This is a genomic window from Poriferisphaera corsica, assembly GCF_007747445.1.
GTDB classification, from domain to species: domain Bacteria; phylum Planctomycetota; class Phycisphaerae; order Phycisphaerales; family Phycisphaeraceae; genus Poriferisphaera; species Poriferisphaera corsica.
This window is the reverse complement of record NZ_CP036425.1, coordinates 3,919,386-3,937,452: the sequence shown is the minus strand read 5'-3', so window position 1 is coordinate 3,937,452 and position 18,067 is coordinate 3,919,386. Positions and strand designations below refer to the sequence as shown.

Genomic DNA, 18,067 nt, shown 5'->3' with positions numbered 1-18,067 from the left:
ATTATCGCGGCCTTGTTAGATTTTTGAGTCGATATTCATTGATTAGACTTCTAGCTTGCGTCTCATAATCTTGCCGGTTGGATTACGAGGCAATTCGTCGATTAGACGGATTTCACGCGGTACTTTGTACTGAGCTAAATTGTCGCGGCAATGTGCCCGCAATGTTTTTTCATCAAACTCAGCGCCTTCAACCATCTCCACAAAAGCAATGGGTACCTCGCCGCGGATGTCATCGAGTTTACCGATAACTGCACTGGCCATGACGCCGTCAGCGAAGTTGAGTACTTCTTCGATCTCACGTGGGAAGATGTTTTCGCCGCCAACAATAATCATTTCCTTCTTGCGGCCTGTGATGAAGAGATACCCATCTTCATCAATTTTGCAGATATCGCCTGTTCGGAAAACAGAATCTTTTGAGCCGTCGGGCAGCGTCAATTCTGTCATCACCTCCGCGCTCATCTCCGGCAACTTGTAGTAGCCCTTCATAACATTCGGCCCGCTGACGAGCAGCTCGCCTTCTTCGTTCGGGCCAAGAACATTGTTGTGTTCGTCAACGATGTATTGTTTGACGCGAGGAAGCTTCTTGCCGACAGAGTGTTTGCGGTTGTTTTTTTGAGTCGACCAATTTAGTGCAGGTGATGTTTCGGTAAGACCATAGCCTTCGAGGATGCCAATGTTGAAACGCTCTTTGAACGATTCATAGATCGCATCAGAGAGCGGCTCACCGCCACTGATTGCGAGGGTCATACTGCTAAAATCTTCAGGTTTTGCGCTTTTGATCGACATGAGAGCGCCATACATTGATGGCACAGCCATGAAGATGCCGGGCTTGTGTTTTCGAAACAGTTCGAGAATTTTCGTTGGCATAAACCGTGCGGTGTAGATGACTTTGGTTCCGAGACTCAGTGGGATCAAAGTACAGGCTGTCAGGCCGAACGAGTGGAATTGTGGCAATACCGAGATGAAGATATCCCATTCGGTCAGTCCTGCATGGTTGATGCAGTCGGTGACGTTTGACTGAAGGTTGCCATGTGTGAGCATGACGCCCTTGGGCTTGCCGCTGGTTCCTGACGTATAGAGCAGTACCGCCAACTCATCGTCTTTTAAGCGAGGTGGAAGACGCAATTTCGGTATGCCTTTAAACTTCATCTTGTTGAGCTTCATCAGCTTCACACCCTTAGGGATGACTTTTTCACCGCCAACATAGTCGAGCATCTGATCGACCGTGATCAGCAGATCAATGTCAGAATCTTTGATGATGTACTCAAGCTCATCGGGTGAGAGCAGGAAGTTAAATGGGACCGCTGCTTTGCGCGTTAGCCAGCAACCCAGGATCGCAACAGGTGTTGCGCCGCAAGTCGGCAATAAGATGCCCACGTTCTTGCGACGGGTCATCTTTTCGATGAACTGGGCAGCAAAAAGCGCACCACCCAAGAGCTTCCCATAACTCCACTCTCGTTGGTCATCGATAACAGCTGTTTTCTTAAAATTAAAAATTGCCTTCTTTAAGATAGGCCAAAGTAAGCTCACGTTAATGCCTCTACTTGATAAAAAACTGGGCTTCTCGCGTTCATTTGATCCGTAAAATGATACCCGAAACGTGTGATAATTGCTCTGATTTACCTTGTTTTACCCACCTGTCAGCCCGGTTGTCGTTTATATCTTTCTCATCATGATGTTCATGTTGGCCTGCTTTGAAATCGGGATTTTCACTAGATCATTTGATCAACAGATCTTTATCTGCTCACATTTAAGCTCGATGGAATCATTCATAACCGCATCCACGTCCAGATAAAACAGTAAAACGCTTGTGTGTCTTGATCGGCTTCGTATATTTCACAGGTTCAATCCCACGAAACCTGCATAAATCACAGCCAAATCACCGAAAACAACAAATGAGAGCGCAATGCCTCAACACACGCCACGCTCATGGTCATCACCCGAGCAACCAACCTCCCTCCCCCCCCACGCCTCGTTACCCACACCCATTCGGTATGCTGATGACCACAGACAAACCCACCGGGGGCGCACATCCACACACACTCATCCTTGGCTACACACATGAAAAATGATCGTCCCGTATCATGTTGTTCACGCGGACCACTCCGGTTGCCATGACTATTAAGACATAGCTGCCAAGCAAGAAGAGATACGCAATGCATACCTTCCATCGGCTTTCTTTCTTCCGTCATACTAAACCGATCCTGCTCTGCGCACTTCTCGCGATCGTGCTGCAGGGTTGTATCGCGATGCCCGAATCGAATCGTGGTGCACCACTAACTGTTCAGAAAATGAACAATGCCTACAACGCGAACAATCATCAGCAAGCCTATCAGCACGCGCTGATTCTTATGAATGATCCTGATCCGGATTATCGTGCACTCGCTTACTACACCGCAGCCAAATCCAATCTTCAACTTGGCAATCGCTCGCAAGCAATCGCCTTCCTCACACAAGCTACTCAGACCGCCAAGGATCCCTCACTCATTGCAGACGCTTACGCAGAGCTTGGCATCCAAAGCGCGAAGCTTGATGAACACGCCAAAGCTGCCGGGTACTACATCCACGCCGCTAAAAACTATCCCGTTGGTAACGATCGAGCGAATGCATACTACTACGCCGCGATCTCTCAGCAGAAAATCGGCCAACTCGATCAAGCCAAGAAATCGCTCTTTCTTGCCCGTTCTTCCAATGCTGATCACAAACTTCTCCAACAGATCGACTCACGCATCTTTGTCGCGGGTTATACCATCCAAATCGGTGCCTATACCGCCAAGTCAAACGCTATCTCCGCAGCCCAGAATGTCGCGCTCCGTTCAATGACGATGAACCTCGATAAACCCAAAATTGCTGAAATCAAAAACGATAGCGACCAAGTCATTTACCGTGTTCAGATCGGCAACTTCACTTCCTTTAAATCAGCCAACTATGCCAAGCACCGTCTCGGCATTAAAGATGCGATCGTCATCCCACTTTCGAAGAAGTGAAAACATTAAAAATGACCACTCGTCAATAAATAACCCCGCCATGAAGACGGGGTTTTGTTTTATATTCATCAATGATCGAGTTACAGCTTGTGTCGGCAGGCGGCCATATCAACCTGGTCATCATTCTTAAACGGGACGCCTTCCTTCTTCAGCATCGCGCGTTTCTTATCCAAGCCTCTTGCGAATCCCGTGAGCTTGCCGGTTGATCCTACAACACGATGGCAAGGCACATCAGGGGAAAACGGATTGCCATTCATCGCATTGCCCACAGCTCTTGACGCACCATCACTACCGAGCTTGCATGCGATATCACCATACGTCACCACCTTGCCTTTGGGGATGCGCGCACATATTGCAAGAGATTTCTCAGTGAAATTCATGCCTTTGGTTAATTTGCCTTCGCGGATTGCTTTCTCATGTATCATCACAAATCACCTTTCATGCTTCTTTCAAAACTAGCCGCATGCGGTGTTGTTATCCCTTTGGCCGCAGCATTCCAAGATGATGTTCGCAATGCCTGCAATGCAGAATCTTCCAGTCTTCAAAACTCATCGTGCCAAGCACCGGGCTTGGCATAGAGGTGTTGGATTGTTGAAATCGTGTGATCGCCTTTTTAAGTTTAGCGACCTCTTCCGCATCATTCAGATTTTCCCCTGGCAGCAAAGCTGCGAACCTGCCTGATAATTTTATTCCGGGTTTGAATCCTTCGCGAAAAACCTTCTTTTTTGAAATAGCGATCTTGATAATGATCCGCATCCAGAGCGGCAATTTGACCGGAAATCCATCCACGCTGTATTCAAATGTTTTTCGAAGATGTGCACAGTTTTCCGCCAGCGACCACTCGCCGATCTCGGTGTATCCGCTTGCCAGCAGTTGCTCCGCTTCACGCGCCGCGTCGTTGACTTCAGCGAACCGAAGCCCGCGTTTGCCCACAACCCTGCCATCTTCGTAAGCTAAATGATTCATTCTATTATTCACCCTTAATTTGCCCTGTATTCAGCCCTGTAATTGCAGCTGATTTTGCCGGTATAACAATCCCTCCACTCCCAGTTAATCTCAAGCTTAACATTCTTAATAAAATCTTGGATATTGCTTCAGCAATTGAATCGCGATTTCCAATGATAAACGAACAGCTGATAGGTTATTCGCACACGTTGTAACACAACGCATATCCCAGATCAATAGACAAATCTGCCTATGCTGCTCGTGACGATCTGCTACGGTTTAACCTTTGTTCGATACGTTTAATTCCACGTAGAATATCGCTCGCCGACTTGAATTCTGTCTTATCCGGATGCTTTGGTCGTAAGATAGCCGCCGTTAACGCGCTAAGCGCCTTTGCCTCTTCGCTCTCTGCATCAAAATCAATCAAATGCCCAAACTCCGGGTTCCCATACGGCTTATTAATCTGCACCGCCAAGTAATACGAGTCCACCGCCTTGTCCACCTTCTGATGAGCCGCAGTCATCTCTTCATTCGTCACATGCCCATCATCGATCATTTTTCCAAGCATCCGCTGAATTTGGCTTGTCCGCATCATCTCGCTGAACAAGCTCGTCAGCATTCGGCTCTCCGCGATCTTCTCACCAATTCGCACCGCGCTCCCAAAATCAACAAACCCAACGCCTTCATCCGTGACCACAATATTATCCAGCCGCAAATCGAGATGGATCACTTCCGCATGATCATGCAAAGCGCTCAGCAAATCAGCCGCCTGCGTTGCAAACTCAATCTGTGACAAATGTTGGCTCCCCGTCCGCATCCAATTCATATGCAGCTTTGTCACAAACCCGCGATGATCCTTTTCAATGCCTAATAACTTTGGCACACGATCCTTATATTCCTCAGGCAATCGCTCTGCCAAAATCTTCAGAAATGCAGCCTCACGTGTTAAAAATGTTGGGAATACATGATCTACAAATTTTCTTGCTCTTGCGCTCAGATCTTCTTTGGACGCATCCGGGAACCTGTGCTTCAATCGATACACAATATTTTCAAAGCTCGGCACATATTTCGTGACCACATACCCATCTTCAACCTGCGCCGCCTTCGTTAATTGCACACAATACGTAAACCGATCCGTCACTTCGCCCGGCTGGATCAGATGCACCTTCCTGGCGATAAAACTGTATCCCTTCTTGCGGCCGATCCCCATGAAACCTCGCCCGCCCCAGATCGTTTCCACTCCACGTTCCAGTACGAAACCATTTCGGCCATCGTACATCTCCGCTAACCGCCGTACTTGTTGCCCTTGCTGCCCGACATACCCAAACACACCGCCCCATCTCAATTTTCCAAACACCGCATCCGGGCTTGACGGGTCACCGCTTTTTGCAATGAGCGCATCAAATGTGACACTCTCATCCATCCCCTCACGCATCCGTCCGAATGATTGCTCTCGTTTTTCAATCGATTGCATCATGCTGCAGATCGCATTAACCAGCGCATTGCCCTCGGGATTAATCGCATGCCGCTGCTCATGTCGATGCTTTACAGCCGTGAGAAATCGCTGCACAATCCCTTGTGTTTGTTCAGCCTTCATCCCTAGTCGGCTAATAGACCTCATGATTCACCTGATCCTAAAATTCTCTTTCGCCCACAAACTCGATACTTCTAAGAATATATATGACTTCATCGTTGATGTGTCTTATCCTAATCCCCCCTAACTCCCATATTTTACCGCAAATCACCCGCTTCTTCACGTATCCATATACCAACGTGCTACTTTCCAAACATCGCCTGCCCCCATCGTCACGACCAGATCCCCATCACCTGTAATTAGCGACAATTGCTCCACTATCGCTTCAAATGGGTATAAATGCATCGCCTGCACGCCCTTCTGCCGTAACCGATCCACCAGATCCGCACTCGTTACCGCATGGCGTTCCGCCTCACTATCGCGCACAAAATAAATATGGGGCACGATCACAATATCTGCCTCCCCAAAACTCGTTGCAAATTGCTCCATCAAAAACCGTGTTCTCGAATGCTGATGCGGCTGAAACACGCAGATCAATCGCTTCGGATCATAATGATTCCTAAGCGCTCGCAATGTCGCATCTACTTCCGTTGGATGATGTCCGTAATCATCCAGTACCACAACCTTCCCCCCTCGTTTTCTCCCACGCTTATCATCAGTTAGATCCTCATCTCCCAATATCTTCTCCCCGATCACCTGCATTCGCCGATCCAGCCCCGTGAACGATTCAAGCGCTTCGCAGATAGCTTCCCAATTCGCGCCTAACCGGTTGGCCGTGATCCCTGCCGCCGCCGCGTTGTATGCCATGTGCATTCCCGGCAATGCCGCCTTCCACGAACACACCTTCTCGCCACCACGATCCAAATACACCTTCCCCTTATTCAGCCGCACCTGCCAATCCGCTTCGCTCGAATACCCCAGCGTCTGCACCTCACAATCCAGTCCTCCCGCTATCTCTAGCCGGCAACCCATCTCATGATTAATCAGCAGCGACCCCCCTCCCCCTGCTCCCGGCAGCTGTTCCGCAAAAACCTTAAACGCCTCAACAATCTCATCCAAATTCTTATAAACGTCCAGATGATCCGCTTCCACATTCAAAATCACCCCATGCGTCGGATGAAATTGATGGAAGCTACGATCAAACTCACACGCTTCTGCCAAAAGAAAATCTTTCCCCACCACATCACACCCAACGCGGCTCCCCCCCCCAATCTGCTCGCAATTTGCTCCAACAATAAACGAAGGATCAAGCCCCGCACTGATCAGCACATGTGCCAGCATCGACGTTGTTGAACTCTTCCCGTGTGTCCCCGCAATCGCAACCCCTTGGCGCCCGATCATCAGCTCCCCAAGCAGCTTCGCATACTTCACCACCTCAATCCCCTTCGCCTTCGCCGCCAAAACTTCCGGATGCTCCGCCTTGATGGCCGCGCTGATCACCAGCTTGTCCAGTTCGCTATCCGCGTCCAGGAAATCCATAAACCCAACTTCCGGGGGGGCGACCAAGATCCCATCCCCACGCAGCCCTTTCACCACCACACTCTCATTCATATCCGACCCGCTGCAGACAGCCCCAAGCCGCTTGCAAATCCTTGCCAGCCCCGACATGCCGCACCCGCCAATCCCCACAAAATGCAGCCTTTTCCCCGCTATCGCCACCCGTTCATCACGCGCGCGGCCACCCCCCACCATCTCAACATCCTCACGCGTCATCCGTTCCGCTTGTACTTCCTGATCCATGCACCAATTGTACAGACCCCGCCCCCCGCATCAATCAACTTCAACGCAGAACAAACCACTTTAATACCACATCTCCGTTCGAGGCTTATACGCACTCATCATCAGATACCGATCCGCATACCCGCGATATTTGTGCAACGTCGACGTCTTCAGCAGCCCAACCTCATCCAGCTCCACCGCCTCATTCGGCAAGGCAAAATTCATTCGCCCCACCAATACATCCCATCGCCCATACAAATCCTCTTCCAGAAAACAATTCATCAGCAGGTACGGATTCCGCGCATCATACTTCTCCTCCAACGTAAACCCTTTATTAATGTCATCCATCTCAAGCGCGTCCTCCGCCTCGTCCAGCGTCATCTCCAACAACCGTTCGCCCACGCGAGGCTCATTCATCATCTTAGCGATCCGCACAAGCTCCCAATCCAATATCGGATCATTCCCAAACGCCTTCATCAATACATCCCGCCAAAATTCGCCCCGCTCATCTTCCATATCATGCCGCGCTGCTGTCGAGAAAATCGTCTTGAGCACGAACTGCTTCTGACGTTTGCCCAGCTTTAAGACCTCATTCACCAGCCGCGCATGTTCGTCTTGCTCCGCATCCGCCCCGTTCTCATCCACCCGCAACATCAACATCGCCAGTCGCCGGTTGAGCTCATTTCCCATCTCTACCTCACCCAGCATTACTAACGATTGAGCCATCAAACTCAGTTCCAACAAGCTATATCGATCCTTGAATCTATCCTTCAAAATCCGTACCGCATCCGGATGTTGCGACAGACCCAGCGCTACAATCGTTGCCGCCTTAATCTGCTCAGGCTCCGGCAACTCGTCCTTCTCATCAATCAAAATATCTTCAAACAGCTTAATCGTCTTCCGTATATTTCGGTTGAACCCCGAGGTGATCCGGTTCTCCTTCTCCTTATTAATGCGGCGTAAATACAGCCCAAGGCCAATCGCCGCCGTACCCCGATTCGGATCATGCTTCATCCTCCGAAATGTTGACGCCGGAAAAAGATCCTTCTGTTCCAACACCTTGTTGACTTGCTCCATCCAATCCCAATCACCCGCCAACCCAAGCGTGATCAACCCATACCGAAGCTCTGGCCCGTACCTCATCTTCAATTTCCCAACCGTATTCACATGCGTAATCGTTGGATACAGATCATGTATTAACGGATCATTGACCTCTTCGTTTGCCGCCTCAATGGCCGCATGGCCGTTCTGATAACGGTGAAGCCAATTCAAGTCACCAAAGTAAAATCGCATCCAAACTTTATGTTCGTCGCGTTGATTTCTTTCACGCGCCTTTCTTTGTGTTTTGCCAATCCGTCTCTTGCCCACTTGACGATCTAATTCCGGATGCCTTTGCAAGTATTTCACGTAATCCATCAGCTGCTTGTCGACATAAAGCCGCCTCGAATACCGCTCTGAAATATCCTTGCTCAATCGGTTCTGTTTACCATTCGCATTATCATATTGGCTTAATGCAAGCACGCATCCAATCTGCAACCCCGCCACCGTTCCCCGCAACCGTTTGCGAACCTTTGCATCGACTTCGTTTTCAGCCATCCGATTCAATTCCGGAATCAGCGTAATCTCCATCTGGTTCTTGTTTTCTCGTGTAAATCCATTCAGCAGCGAAAACTTCGAATCCTCATCAACCACCTCACCTAAATACATAATCGCTTGGTTTAGCACATACGGATGCTGTATCACACGCAGCGCATTCCGCATCAACTCAAGCGTTCCTTCTGGATTATGCACCCGCAGCACAAACAACAAGCTCTCCATCGTGTCGTCACGCCGATAGCCACATCGTTCAATCTCTTTCGCTTTATCAAACAGATAATCCACCTCGTCACTCAGCAACTCATCCTTAAACGCCATCGCCAAAACCTGTACCGCTTCAAATTGCTGATCCACCCGTTCCGGCTGCTTCTCGTTATCACGTTCCTCCATCAGTACAAATTCTTCGCGACCAAGCGTGACCACCGACTCGTTCATCATCCCAAGCGCCAACCACGTATGATCGCGCAACACCTTGTCCTTGTCTTCCAGCAGCCTCAACAGATCTTGCTTCATCTCAACCAGCTTCAGTTCGCCAATCGTCAGCACCGCATGCCGCCTGCTACGCTGATGCGGTGAACGCAACAAGATCCGCATCTCGTCAACATACTCCGCACGCATCTCTTTATTTGAGATGTCATCCCAATCAATCAGATTCTGATCATGCTCAAAGAAATACCGCTCGTATAGTTCCCACCAATGGATCCATGAAAAATCCTCGTTCAGCCATCTGTTGTTCAGATTAATCAGTAACTGTTCCCGTTCGAGGTCTCGCGGATCACCCAACCGTCCGCGGCCACCCGTGCTGTTACCAATCCCTCGATCACTATCCTTCACACCGCCATGAGCATGATCCACCAGGCCAGTCACCGCAACCAGCATCACAAACGCCGCACATAAAAAGATCAGCACACCTAAGCGGTTCACTCTCTGCATCGTTTCGCCCTTCATGACTTGTTGTTCATTCTCATCAGCCATCCACCATACCCACGCGATACCCTCCCCACCTTGCCATCCCCTTCATGTAGATAGACGTAGCCACCCGTTCATCATTTCATAACCCTACTTAATCATGCCCCAAAGCGCCCTTCATACAGCACACCAAACATCCACAATCTCCACACAATTCAACACTTCCGCGCATCAAACGCTACCATAATAACCATGAGCGAAACCCTAGGAAGCTTCTGTCTCGTCCTCCACGGTCACCTCCCCTACGTTCTCCGGCATGGCACTTGGCCTCACGGCGAAGATTGGCTCTATGAAGCCGCTGCAGAAACCTATCTGCCCCTTCTCGCCATGCTTGATTCATGCGAGTACATGAACGCCATACCCAAAATTACCATGGGCCTTACCCCCGTTCTGCTCGAACAACTCGCGCACCCCGTCTTTAAAGAAGGTTTCACCCATTACCTCAAAGACCGCATTGAGCGCGCTAAACTGGATCAAAAAGAGTTCGAAGAAATCGATAACGGCCACATGCTCTACCTCGCACAGCGATGGGAGACATGGTACAGCGAACGCTTAGAGCAATTTGAAAAAATTGAACAGGACATCCCTGCCGCTTTCGCAAAACAAGCCGAAAAAGGCTTCTGCGAAATTCTTACCTCCAACGCCACACACGCCTACATGCCCCTGCTCTACGAAGATGCAAGCATCCGCGCACAAGTCCGTGCCGGCGTCGCATCGTCCGAACGCATTCTTGGCTTCAAGCCAACCGGTATGTGGTTGCCCGAATGCGCCTACCGTCCCGGTGGCGATTGGTCGCCACCCATCGGCTGGGGTTGGAAGGGTGCACGCACCGGCATTGAACACATCGTGGCCGATGAAGGTATCGATCACTTCTTCGTCGAGTCGCACCTCGTCGAGGAGTCTCGCTCCGAACAAGTCTTCAACGAAAACGATCAGCAGTGGTGGAAGGTCGATTGGGACGAAGCTCAAAAATACCCGTCTCGTGGTTGGCGCTCCGTCAACGAACCCCACGGCGTCAACTCCGACGGCAACGGCCTCGCCCGCGCCTACGCCTTCGCACGCGATCAAAACGTCTGCGAAAAAGTTTGGTCCGGCGACATCGGCTACCCTGCCGACGGATCTTATCTCGAATTCCACAAAGCCTGGTCACCCAAACGCGGCCTGCGCTACTGGAAAATTACCGGTCACAAAACAGATCTCGGCGACAAACATCTCTACGTCCCCGACAACATCGAGGCAAAGCTTCACGAGCATGCCACACACTTTGTTGAGCAGATCAAAAACCGTCTCCGCGAGTACCGTGACAAGGTCGGCCGCCCCGGTGTGGTAGTCACCTCATTCGACGCCGAACTCTTCGGCCACTGGTGGTTCGAAGGTCCGGAATTCCTCCGAAACGTGATGCTGACCCTGAATGCCGACCCTGAGGTCAATATCTGCACCACAGCGGAATATCTCGACACGCATTTCGTCGATAAAGTCGTCGCATTGCCGGAAGGCTCATGGGGCGAGGAGGGCGATCACCGCGTCTGGACCAACGATCAGGTCAACTGGATGTGGGATATTGAGTACCGATGTGAGACTGTATTTGGCAAAATGACATCCGAACTGGATTGGGAGAACGATTCAAAGATTCGCGAGCTGCTTGAGAAGGCTGGCCGTGAGCTGCTTCTTTTACAGGCATCGGACTGGCCGTTCGTCATAAGACGTGGTCAGGCAGTGGATTATGGGATCAAGCGGTTTATGCAGCACGTCTCCCGATTCGAGGTTCTGACCAGTTTGGCCGAGAAGGTTGCTGAGCATAGCGATTATCTCGGGAAACTGAATGAGGTAGAACAGTTCGAGATCAAAGATGCCGATATCCATGATGTGATCTTCCCAAATATTGATTTGAACTGGTGGCGGTCGTAGATCGCTGCGGGAATAATCAGGGGAGGAATCACGATGGAAATCACGGCTTGCCAGATGCAGGATCGTGGTAAAAAGGAAGGAAAACAGGGGAGGAATGTCATGTTGCTGAGTGTGCGCGACGGCATGGTAATTGACCGTAAGTGATTGCTATGTAAAGATTAGAGATGTAATTGGTGATTGAGTTATGAAGATACTTTTAGCCACATCCAACCCGCACAAGCTGGAGGAGATTCAGGACATCATGGCTGATGCTGACGTCGAATTAGTGACGTTGGCGGATATTGGCCTGGATGTACCGGAACCTGTCGAGGATAAGGATACCTTTGAGGGCAATAGCGCGCTTAAAGCCAAGTACTATGCGGATTTAGCGGGGATGATGTGTATTGCGGACGATTCGGGATTGGAAGTGGATGCGCTGGGCGGTGAGCCGGGCGTGAAATCGGCGAGATACTCGGGCAAAGAAGGCCCGCGTAAGATCGTGGACATCGCGAACAATCGTATGTTAATGCAGAAGATGAAAGGGGTTGCGCCGAGCAAGCGTGATGCACGTTTTGTGTGTGCGATGAGTTTGTGCAGCCCGGATAAGGGTGATGCATTGGTTCAGGTGCGTGGCACGATTGAAGGCCGCATTCTGAAGAATGACGAGTGTGAGGATGAGATCCATCCTGAGAAGGGTAAGGGTACGAATGGGTTTGGTTATGACCCGCTGTTCTTTGTGAGCGGCTTAAGCATGACGACGGCTGAACTTACAGCAGACGAGAAGAACCGTGTGAGTCATCGCGGGGCGGCGGCGCGTGAGATGGCGCGGCAGCTGGTCTTGATCCGCAAAACCCAGATGGGTGAGAAAAAATAGGCGGCTATAAGGCTGAGTCGGGGTAATGAAGTGGACATAAGAATGTTAAGTAGAAGACGCATTTAAGGTGCGTCTTTTTTGATGCGCATTTAGGTTTACAGTGAAAACTAAGCATCGATTAGACGTGCGCACGATTCTAATTCTCAAAATTAGGTTTTGTGCGCCCCCGCCCCCGGAGGACAGAGTATGGGATAGGAGATGTTGTGCGCGGTTGCGTTGTAAAGGTGAGGTGTATGTGGGGTTGTGATGGTCGGGGTGCGGGGGGTGCGGGATGTTTGTGCTAATTGACGGTTAGACGATCTCAACAACAGGGGGGGGATTTGTGCGCGGGTTCTAAAGAAAGGGTTTAGGAATTGGCTAGAAATGACCAGAAAATGGTAGAGTTTGGTGAGAAACGGTTAAAGGATGCTTGGTTTTGATGGGTTTTTAGAAATTTAGCGATTGGTGATGAAAAACGGTGTGCGATTTTGTGCGCGCGGATGGAGGGGATGGACGCGGAGGAGAGAGACGATTGATTGTTGGCTGGCAAGACACCCCGCCACCAGCGGTGGCGGGCTTGAGGAGACGGGGCATTACATTAAGTGTGATTGGCTAAAGTGTGGGTATGGATTTTTGTTTGATGAGATGGGTGAGGTTGAAGCGAAGTTTGAGGAGGTAGATGAGGGCGAGGCCGATGAGGAAGATGTCGGTGATAGTGTGTGCGTAACTGAAGAATGTGTGAAGTGAATAGAGCAATGATCCGGGGGCTGGCGGGGATTGTGCGGCAGCGAGGAAGTAAAGCATCATGACTGTTTGGTGTGCGGGGATGAGGATGAGGATGGTGAAGAAGAGGATGTGGCTGATGAGTTTGAGTGGTTTATGGTGGGTATCGGGGCGCGAGCCGAGTGTGAATTGGGATGCGTAGCGGAATAGATAGATGTAGGTGAAGTAGGTGAAGAGATTGTAGAAGAAGCTGATCGTTGTCAACGTGATGACGGATGATAATTCGAGTGTGTGGCTATTAAATATATGTTGAGGGAAAGCGAATAATAAGTAGAACGCTGCGATGATTCTGATGGATCTGGCTGTAGATTTTGGAATGGTTGTATGAGAGTTTGTAGATGATAGGCGGAAGATTGAGATTGTGAGGATGATCACGAGCGGTAGATGTAGGATGTTTAGGGTGTAATAGAAGAGCCCGTTTAGTAGTGGATAGTTTACCGTACCGCTGAGGTATAAGCTGATAGCGAGAACGTTGAGTGAGTAGGAGGCGATACTGACGATGATAATGGTAGTGAGTACGGAGCGGAGGCGTTTGAGGTAGTGGGTGGGTGCGTCGCAGAGGCGGGGTTGTTGGAGGGTTTTGAGGGCGGGGTGGCCGCACTCAGGACAGTTGTTGTTGGGTGTGAGGGTGCGGAGGTTGTAATCGCAGTTGATGCAGAGAAGATCTTTGTCTATTGGTGAGTTAGATATTTCTATTGAAGTGGTTGTGCTCATAAATGCGCCCAGAAAATGATTGAATGAGCTTGACGTGATATATGGTAATGGATGCTGCGGCGTATGGGTAGAGGTGCGGGAGTTCAAATCAATGGCGGTGGGTTGGATTTGACGATAGGAGATGGAGAAAAATGTTTATTGGATCAAGATGTGTGGTTAGTATGAGAGGGCATGTTTTGAGAGGGTCATATTGATATCGATCGTGAATATTGCTTGGTGAGGCGAGTATGTTTGTACGAAATGAAAAAGGTGATGTACGTGTGCTGGGCGGCAGAGGCGGTGATGTTTGGGGTGATGAAGGAGACGGGGGCGGCGATTGTGGGGGCGGTGATGGGGAGAATGGGGGAGATGGGAGTGGAAAAATGTGGGTTGAGGTGGTGAGTGAGCGGGTGATGGAAGGCTGTGAAGAAGGGAAAGTGTTTGGGTGCGAAGCGTTTATTGAGGGGGTGAGTGTGAGTGTTGGGAAGCTGTGCTTGCGTGTGGTATGTGGTGATGAGGAGGTGATTGTGAAAGCGGGGGGGCATTTGGGGTATGAGGTTTGGGAGAGCTATCAGGGCAGGGGGTATGGGACAAGGATGGTGGGTTTGGCTTTACGTGTTTTGTCTAACTATGGAATAGATCGGGTTTTGGTTGTGACAGGGGAGCATAATGAAGCGTCGAAGCGTGTGTTAGAGAAGGTGGGAGGAGAATGGGTAGGCATTGCTGATGAAGTAGGATGTGAAGGAGATAGCGGTGGGGGTAGGGGGGAGGATGGTGGGGAATTGATGGGGGTGTGGGTGATTGAATAGCTGTTGTTTGGTATGGAGGATGCGTATCGATGGATTGTTTGAACGAGGTTGAAGGGCAGGCTGTTGAGGGGATGAAAGAAACAGCTCAAACGGTGTGCTGCCCGTTGTGCGGGCGTGAGGGAAAAGTGATGGATAAGGGGAAGAAGCTTTATAATGTGCTGGTTTGTAAAAAATGTTATTACGGGTTTGCGAATCGGCGGCAAGGAGCGTTTCTTATCGATTTCTTTTTGTGGGGGATTATGTTGATGGTGGGTGGTGTATTGTATGCCACATTGGGGAGCTTTTTAATGGGGTGGGTGAAATCGTTTGATGTGGTGCCTGCTGAAGTTGTTGAAGGTGTATGGATCGCGGTATCGGTCGTGTCGATGGTTGGTGCGCACTTTGCGTTTGGTTTTAAGGATGGTTTTCATGGTTATTCATTGGGGAAACGGATTGCTGGGGTACAGGTGATTGATGAAGAAACGGGGAGGCCGATTGGGTTTTGGCAAAGTTTTAAGCGGCATTTAAGGTTGCAGTTTTATACGCTGTTGTGTTGTTTTCTGATTTGGTGTTCGTGGTTGGGTGTGATTGGGCTGTATCTTGTTGTCGGCGGGTTTTTGTGCCGGGGTTACCGGGTGGGAGATAAGTGGGCAAGGACGAAAGTGATTTGGAAAGAATATGAGAATAAGCATGTTTTTGTAGATAACACGTTGTGTGGGAAGTGTGGGTACGACTTGCGGGTGACGAGCCGGGATGAGTGCCCGGAGTGTGGGGAGAAAATATCAGAGCGTAAACGAAAGGTGATTGATGAGGTTTATGGTGGGCAGTTTGTGTGATTGGGCTGTGAAAATATGATGAAAGAAAAAGCCACGCGGAGGTGCGTGGCTTTTGGGTGCTGGTTTGTTTGTGCGCCGGTTCAAGGGCGGGCTTGGAAGCTAAATGATACGACCTAAAAATTGTTGGTGACAACGATTTCGTTGAGGGGGAGTTGGCCGGGGCGGGGCCATGCGGGTTGGGTTGCTTTGCCGATGGTGAGCATCATGCCGATGGTGTGGTCTTCGGGGAGCTTGATGATTTCGGAGACTTGTTTGGGATCGAATCCGATCATGGGGCAGGAGTCGTAGCCGAGTGTTTTGGCAGAGAGCATGAGTGTTTGAGCGATGAGGCCGGTGGATCGCATGGCTTCGTCGCGCTGGAGTTCGGGCTTGCCAGAGTAGAAGGGTGCGATCATGGGGACGATCATTTCACGTGCGGGATCGGGTGCGTCTTGCCAATAGCGTTCGGGATGTTTTTTCCAGGATTTGAGGTCGGCGCAAATGAGCAGGAGCATGGATGCGTCGGTGACTTGGGCTTGATCCCAGGCGGCTTCGCGAATTTGTTGACGGAGTGATTGGTTTTGGACGTCAACAATCCGCCAATTCTGGATGTTGAAGGAGCTGGGTGTGAGGATGGCGTGGGAGAGAAGGGTGTTGCGCTCTTCTTCGGTCATGGTGTGGTTAGGGTCGAAATGCTTGATTGAGCGGCGTTCAGCAATGGCTTGCAGGGTGTCCATGGGGTCATGATTCCTGTTGTGAAAGTTGTCGTTATTGTTTGTGTTTTTAATCGCTGTGTATAACCGTGGTTGTGGGTAGAGTATTTCCGGTGGGGTGAGAAAATGTGTGTGGCCAATAAAAAAGCTCAGGCGGGTTGCCTGAGCTTGAGGTTCTCGTGGTTTGAATGGGAAGCTGTTGTGGCTTCCGGGGGCTAATGGATGATTAGCAGACGCCGGCGGTGCCAGTTTGGATTGGGGCGGTGATGTACTCGCGTGGGTCGGTGACTTTGCCGGTGAGTGCGGATGCTGCGGCGGTGAGTGGGGATGCGAGGTAGACACCGGCTTCTTTGTGGCCCATACGGCCAGGGAAGTTACGGTTGGTTGTTGATATACAGTTGATGGGTTCGTTGAGTCGGCCGAAGGTGTCTTGTGGGCCGCCGAGGCAAGCTGCACATGACGCGGCACCGATGTTACAGCCTGTATCTTCGAGTGTTTGGTAAATGTTCTTTTCACCGTCTTTGACAGGCTCGCCGTTGAGTCCGAGGCGGAGCATGTCTGAGTGTACTTCGGTTGAGCCGGGCACAACGAAGGTTGGGATGGCGACTTTGTTACCGGCAAGGATGTTGGCGGCCATGATCATGTCAGTGATCTTGCCACCGGTGCATGAGCCGATGTATGCACGGTCTAACTTTTGGTTAGATAGTTCGTGTGCGGTTTTTGTGTTGTCAGGGGAGTGTGGTGCAGCGACGAGTGGTTCGAAGTCAGCGAGATCCCATGTGTATTCGAAATCGTATTCAGCGCCTTCGTCTTCGGTGTAGACGGTCCACTCGGGGCGATTGGATCGTGCGCGGACGTATTGGAGTGTTTTCTCGTCAACGTCGCAGATGCCGTTTTTACCGCCGGCTTCGATGGCCATGTTGGTGAGTGTCATGCGGTCTTCGAGAGAGAGTGAGGAGATGCCTGAGCCGGTGAAGTACATGGCTTTGTAGGTTGCGCCGGAGAAACCGATCTTGCCGATGACGGCGAGGATGAGGTCTTTGGCGGTGAGGTATGGGGGGATTTCACCGTTGAAGACGAACTTCATGGTCGGTGGTACTTTGAGCCATGTTTTGCCGGTGCCCATGGTGAAGGCTGCATCGGTGTTGCCGATGCCGGTTGCGAACTGGCCGAATGCGCCTGCGGTGCAGGTATGGGAGTCTGTGCCGAGAAGGATTTCGCCTGGACGGCAGTGGCCTTCTTCGGGGAGAGCTTTGTGGCAGACACCTTTGTAGTTGGTGTTGTTGGGATCGCGGTAAGGCGATGGGAAGCCGGAGCCTTCTTCGGTGTTGACGAAGTCGGGGTCGTAGTAGTATTTGATGCCCTGCTCGGCGACGAAGTCGCGGAGGGTTTGGATGTTGCGGTGACATTTGTCGTCGGCGGTGAAGATGTAGTGGTCGGGGATGATGGGGATGCGTGCGTTGTCCCAGACTTTGGCATCGGGGCCGAACTGCTCTTTGAAGATGCCGATGGTGCCGGGGCCGCAGACGTCGTGGGTCATGAGGACATCGACATTGACCCAGACGTTGTCGCCGGGCTTTACTTCTTCCTTGCCGGCGTGAGCGGCCAGGATTTTTTCGGTCATGGTCATTGGGCGTGCCATGTGGTGATCCTTCCTCTTTGGGTGCAGCGGGGGAGATTGGTTGCTGCACGTAACTATCAGTTTTGTATGTAGTTGCGCGGTTGTGGATGGGTTTTGAGGAGGTGTGGGTGCAATGGTCGCGCGGTTGTGAGCGATCTATTCTA

The 18,067-nt window shown here is 50.7% G+C and carries 14 protein-coding genes; 5 read left to right on the top strand and 9 right to left on the bottom strand.

The features are described 5' to 3' along the window. Nucleotides 1-42: 42 nt before the first annotated feature. Nucleotides 43-1,530 carry a class I adenylate-forming enzyme family protein gene (locus KS4_RS16000; RefSeq protein WP_145080505.1) on the bottom strand — a complete coding sequence of 496 codons (1,488 nt, stop codon included), beginning with the start codon at nt 1,528-1,530 and terminating at the stop codon, nt 43-45. Nucleotides 1,531-2,156: 626 nt separating this feature from the next. Here KS4_RS16000 and KS4_RS15995 point away from each other — a divergent pair. Continuing rightward, complete coding sequence (locus KS4_RS15995) at nt 2,157-2,987, top strand: SPOR domain-containing protein (RefSeq protein ID WP_145080502.1); 831 nt, start codon at nt 2,157-2,159, stop codon at nt 2,985-2,987. Nucleotides 2,988-3,067: 80 nt separating this feature from the next. On the opposite strand, the gene KS4_RS15990 is transcribed toward KS4_RS15995, so the two are convergent. The 5 genes from KS4_RS15990 to KS4_RS15970 form a co-directional block, all read right to left on the bottom strand. Beyond that, nucleotides 3,068-3,412 carry an MGMT family protein gene (locus tag KS4_RS15990; protein WP_200761359.1) on the bottom strand — a complete coding sequence of 115 codons (345 nt, stop codon included), beginning with the start codon at nt 3,410-3,412 and terminating at the stop codon, nt 3,068-3,070. A gap of 49 nt (nt 3,413-3,461) precedes the next feature. Next, nucleotides 3,462-3,953 (bottom strand): DUF1569 domain-containing protein, encoded by a 492-nt coding sequence (locus tag KS4_RS15985; protein ID WP_145080499.1) that lies wholly within the window; start codon nt 3,951-3,953, stop codon nt 3,462-3,464. Nucleotides 3,954-4,182: 229 nt separating this feature from the next. Next, nucleotides 4,183-5,553 (bottom strand): BUD32 family EKC/KEOPS complex subunit, encoded by a 1,371-nt coding sequence (locus KS4_RS15980; protein WP_145080497.1) that lies wholly within the window; start codon nt 5,551-5,553, stop codon nt 4,183-4,185. A gap of 132 nt (nt 5,554-5,685) precedes the next feature. Then, on the bottom strand, nt 5,686-7,206 hold the full coding sequence (gene murC / locus KS4_RS15975; protein WP_145080478.1) for a UDP-N-acetylmuramate--L-alanine ligase: 1,521 nt from the start codon (nt 7,204-7,206) through the stop codon (nt 5,686-5,688). A gap of 60 nt (nt 7,207-7,266) precedes the next feature. Further along, entirely contained in the window at nt 7,267-9,756 is a 2,490-nt protein-coding gene (locus KS4_RS15970; RefSeq protein ID WP_145080475.1) for a HEAT repeat domain-containing protein, read from the bottom strand. A 186-nt stretch (nt 9,757-9,942) separates the two neighbouring features. Here KS4_RS15970 and KS4_RS15965 point away from each other — a divergent pair, with 186 nt between their 5' ends. Both KS4_RS15965 and rdgB read left to right on the top strand, forming a co-directional pair. Beyond that, on the top strand, nt 9,943-11,658 hold the full coding sequence (locus tag KS4_RS15965) for a 1,4-alpha-glucan branching protein domain-containing protein (RefSeq protein ID WP_145080473.1): 1,716 nt from the start codon (nt 9,943-9,945) through the stop codon (nt 11,656-11,658). Between the two features lie 184 nt (nt 11,659-11,842). Further along, nucleotides 11,843-12,511 carry an RdgB/HAM1 family non-canonical purine NTP pyrophosphatase gene (gene rdgB, locus KS4_RS15960; RefSeq protein ID WP_145080470.1) on the top strand — a complete coding sequence of 223 codons (669 nt, stop codon included), beginning with the start codon at nt 11,843-11,845 and terminating at the stop codon, nt 12,509-12,511. 591 nt (nt 12,512-13,102) lie between these two features. Here rdgB and KS4_RS15955 read toward each other — a convergent pair. Further along, entirely contained in the window at nt 13,103-13,987 is an 885-nt protein-coding gene (locus tag KS4_RS15955; RefSeq protein ID WP_145080467.1) for a hypothetical protein, read from the bottom strand. A 227-nt stretch (nt 13,988-14,214) separates the two neighbouring features. On the opposite strand from KS4_RS15955, the gene KS4_RS15950 reads away from it, so the two are divergent. After that, nucleotides 14,215-14,775 carry a GNAT family N-acetyltransferase gene (locus KS4_RS15950; protein ID WP_145080465.1) on the top strand — a complete coding sequence of 187 codons (561 nt, stop codon included), beginning with the start codon at nt 14,215-14,217 and terminating at the stop codon, nt 14,773-14,775. 29 nt (nt 14,776-14,804) lie between these two features. Continuing rightward, complete coding sequence (locus tag KS4_RS15945; protein ID WP_145080462.1) at nt 14,805-15,590, top strand: RDD family protein; 786 nt, start codon at nt 14,805-14,807, stop codon at nt 15,588-15,590. A 113-nt stretch (nt 15,591-15,703) separates the two neighbouring features. Here KS4_RS15945 and KS4_RS15940 read toward each other — a convergent pair whose 3' ends face one another. Further along, nucleotides 15,704-16,306, bottom strand: a complete 603-nt coding sequence (locus KS4_RS15940; RefSeq protein ID WP_145080459.1) for a nitroreductase family protein — start codon at nt 16,304-16,306, stop codon at nt 15,704-15,706. A gap of 202 nt (nt 16,307-16,508) precedes the next feature. After that, on the bottom strand, nt 16,509-17,924 hold the full coding sequence (locus KS4_RS15935) for a 3-isopropylmalate dehydratase large subunit (RefSeq protein WP_234698824.1): 1,416 nt from the start codon (nt 17,922-17,924) through the stop codon (nt 16,509-16,511). Between the last annotated feature and the right edge of the window lie 143 nt (nt 17,925-18,067).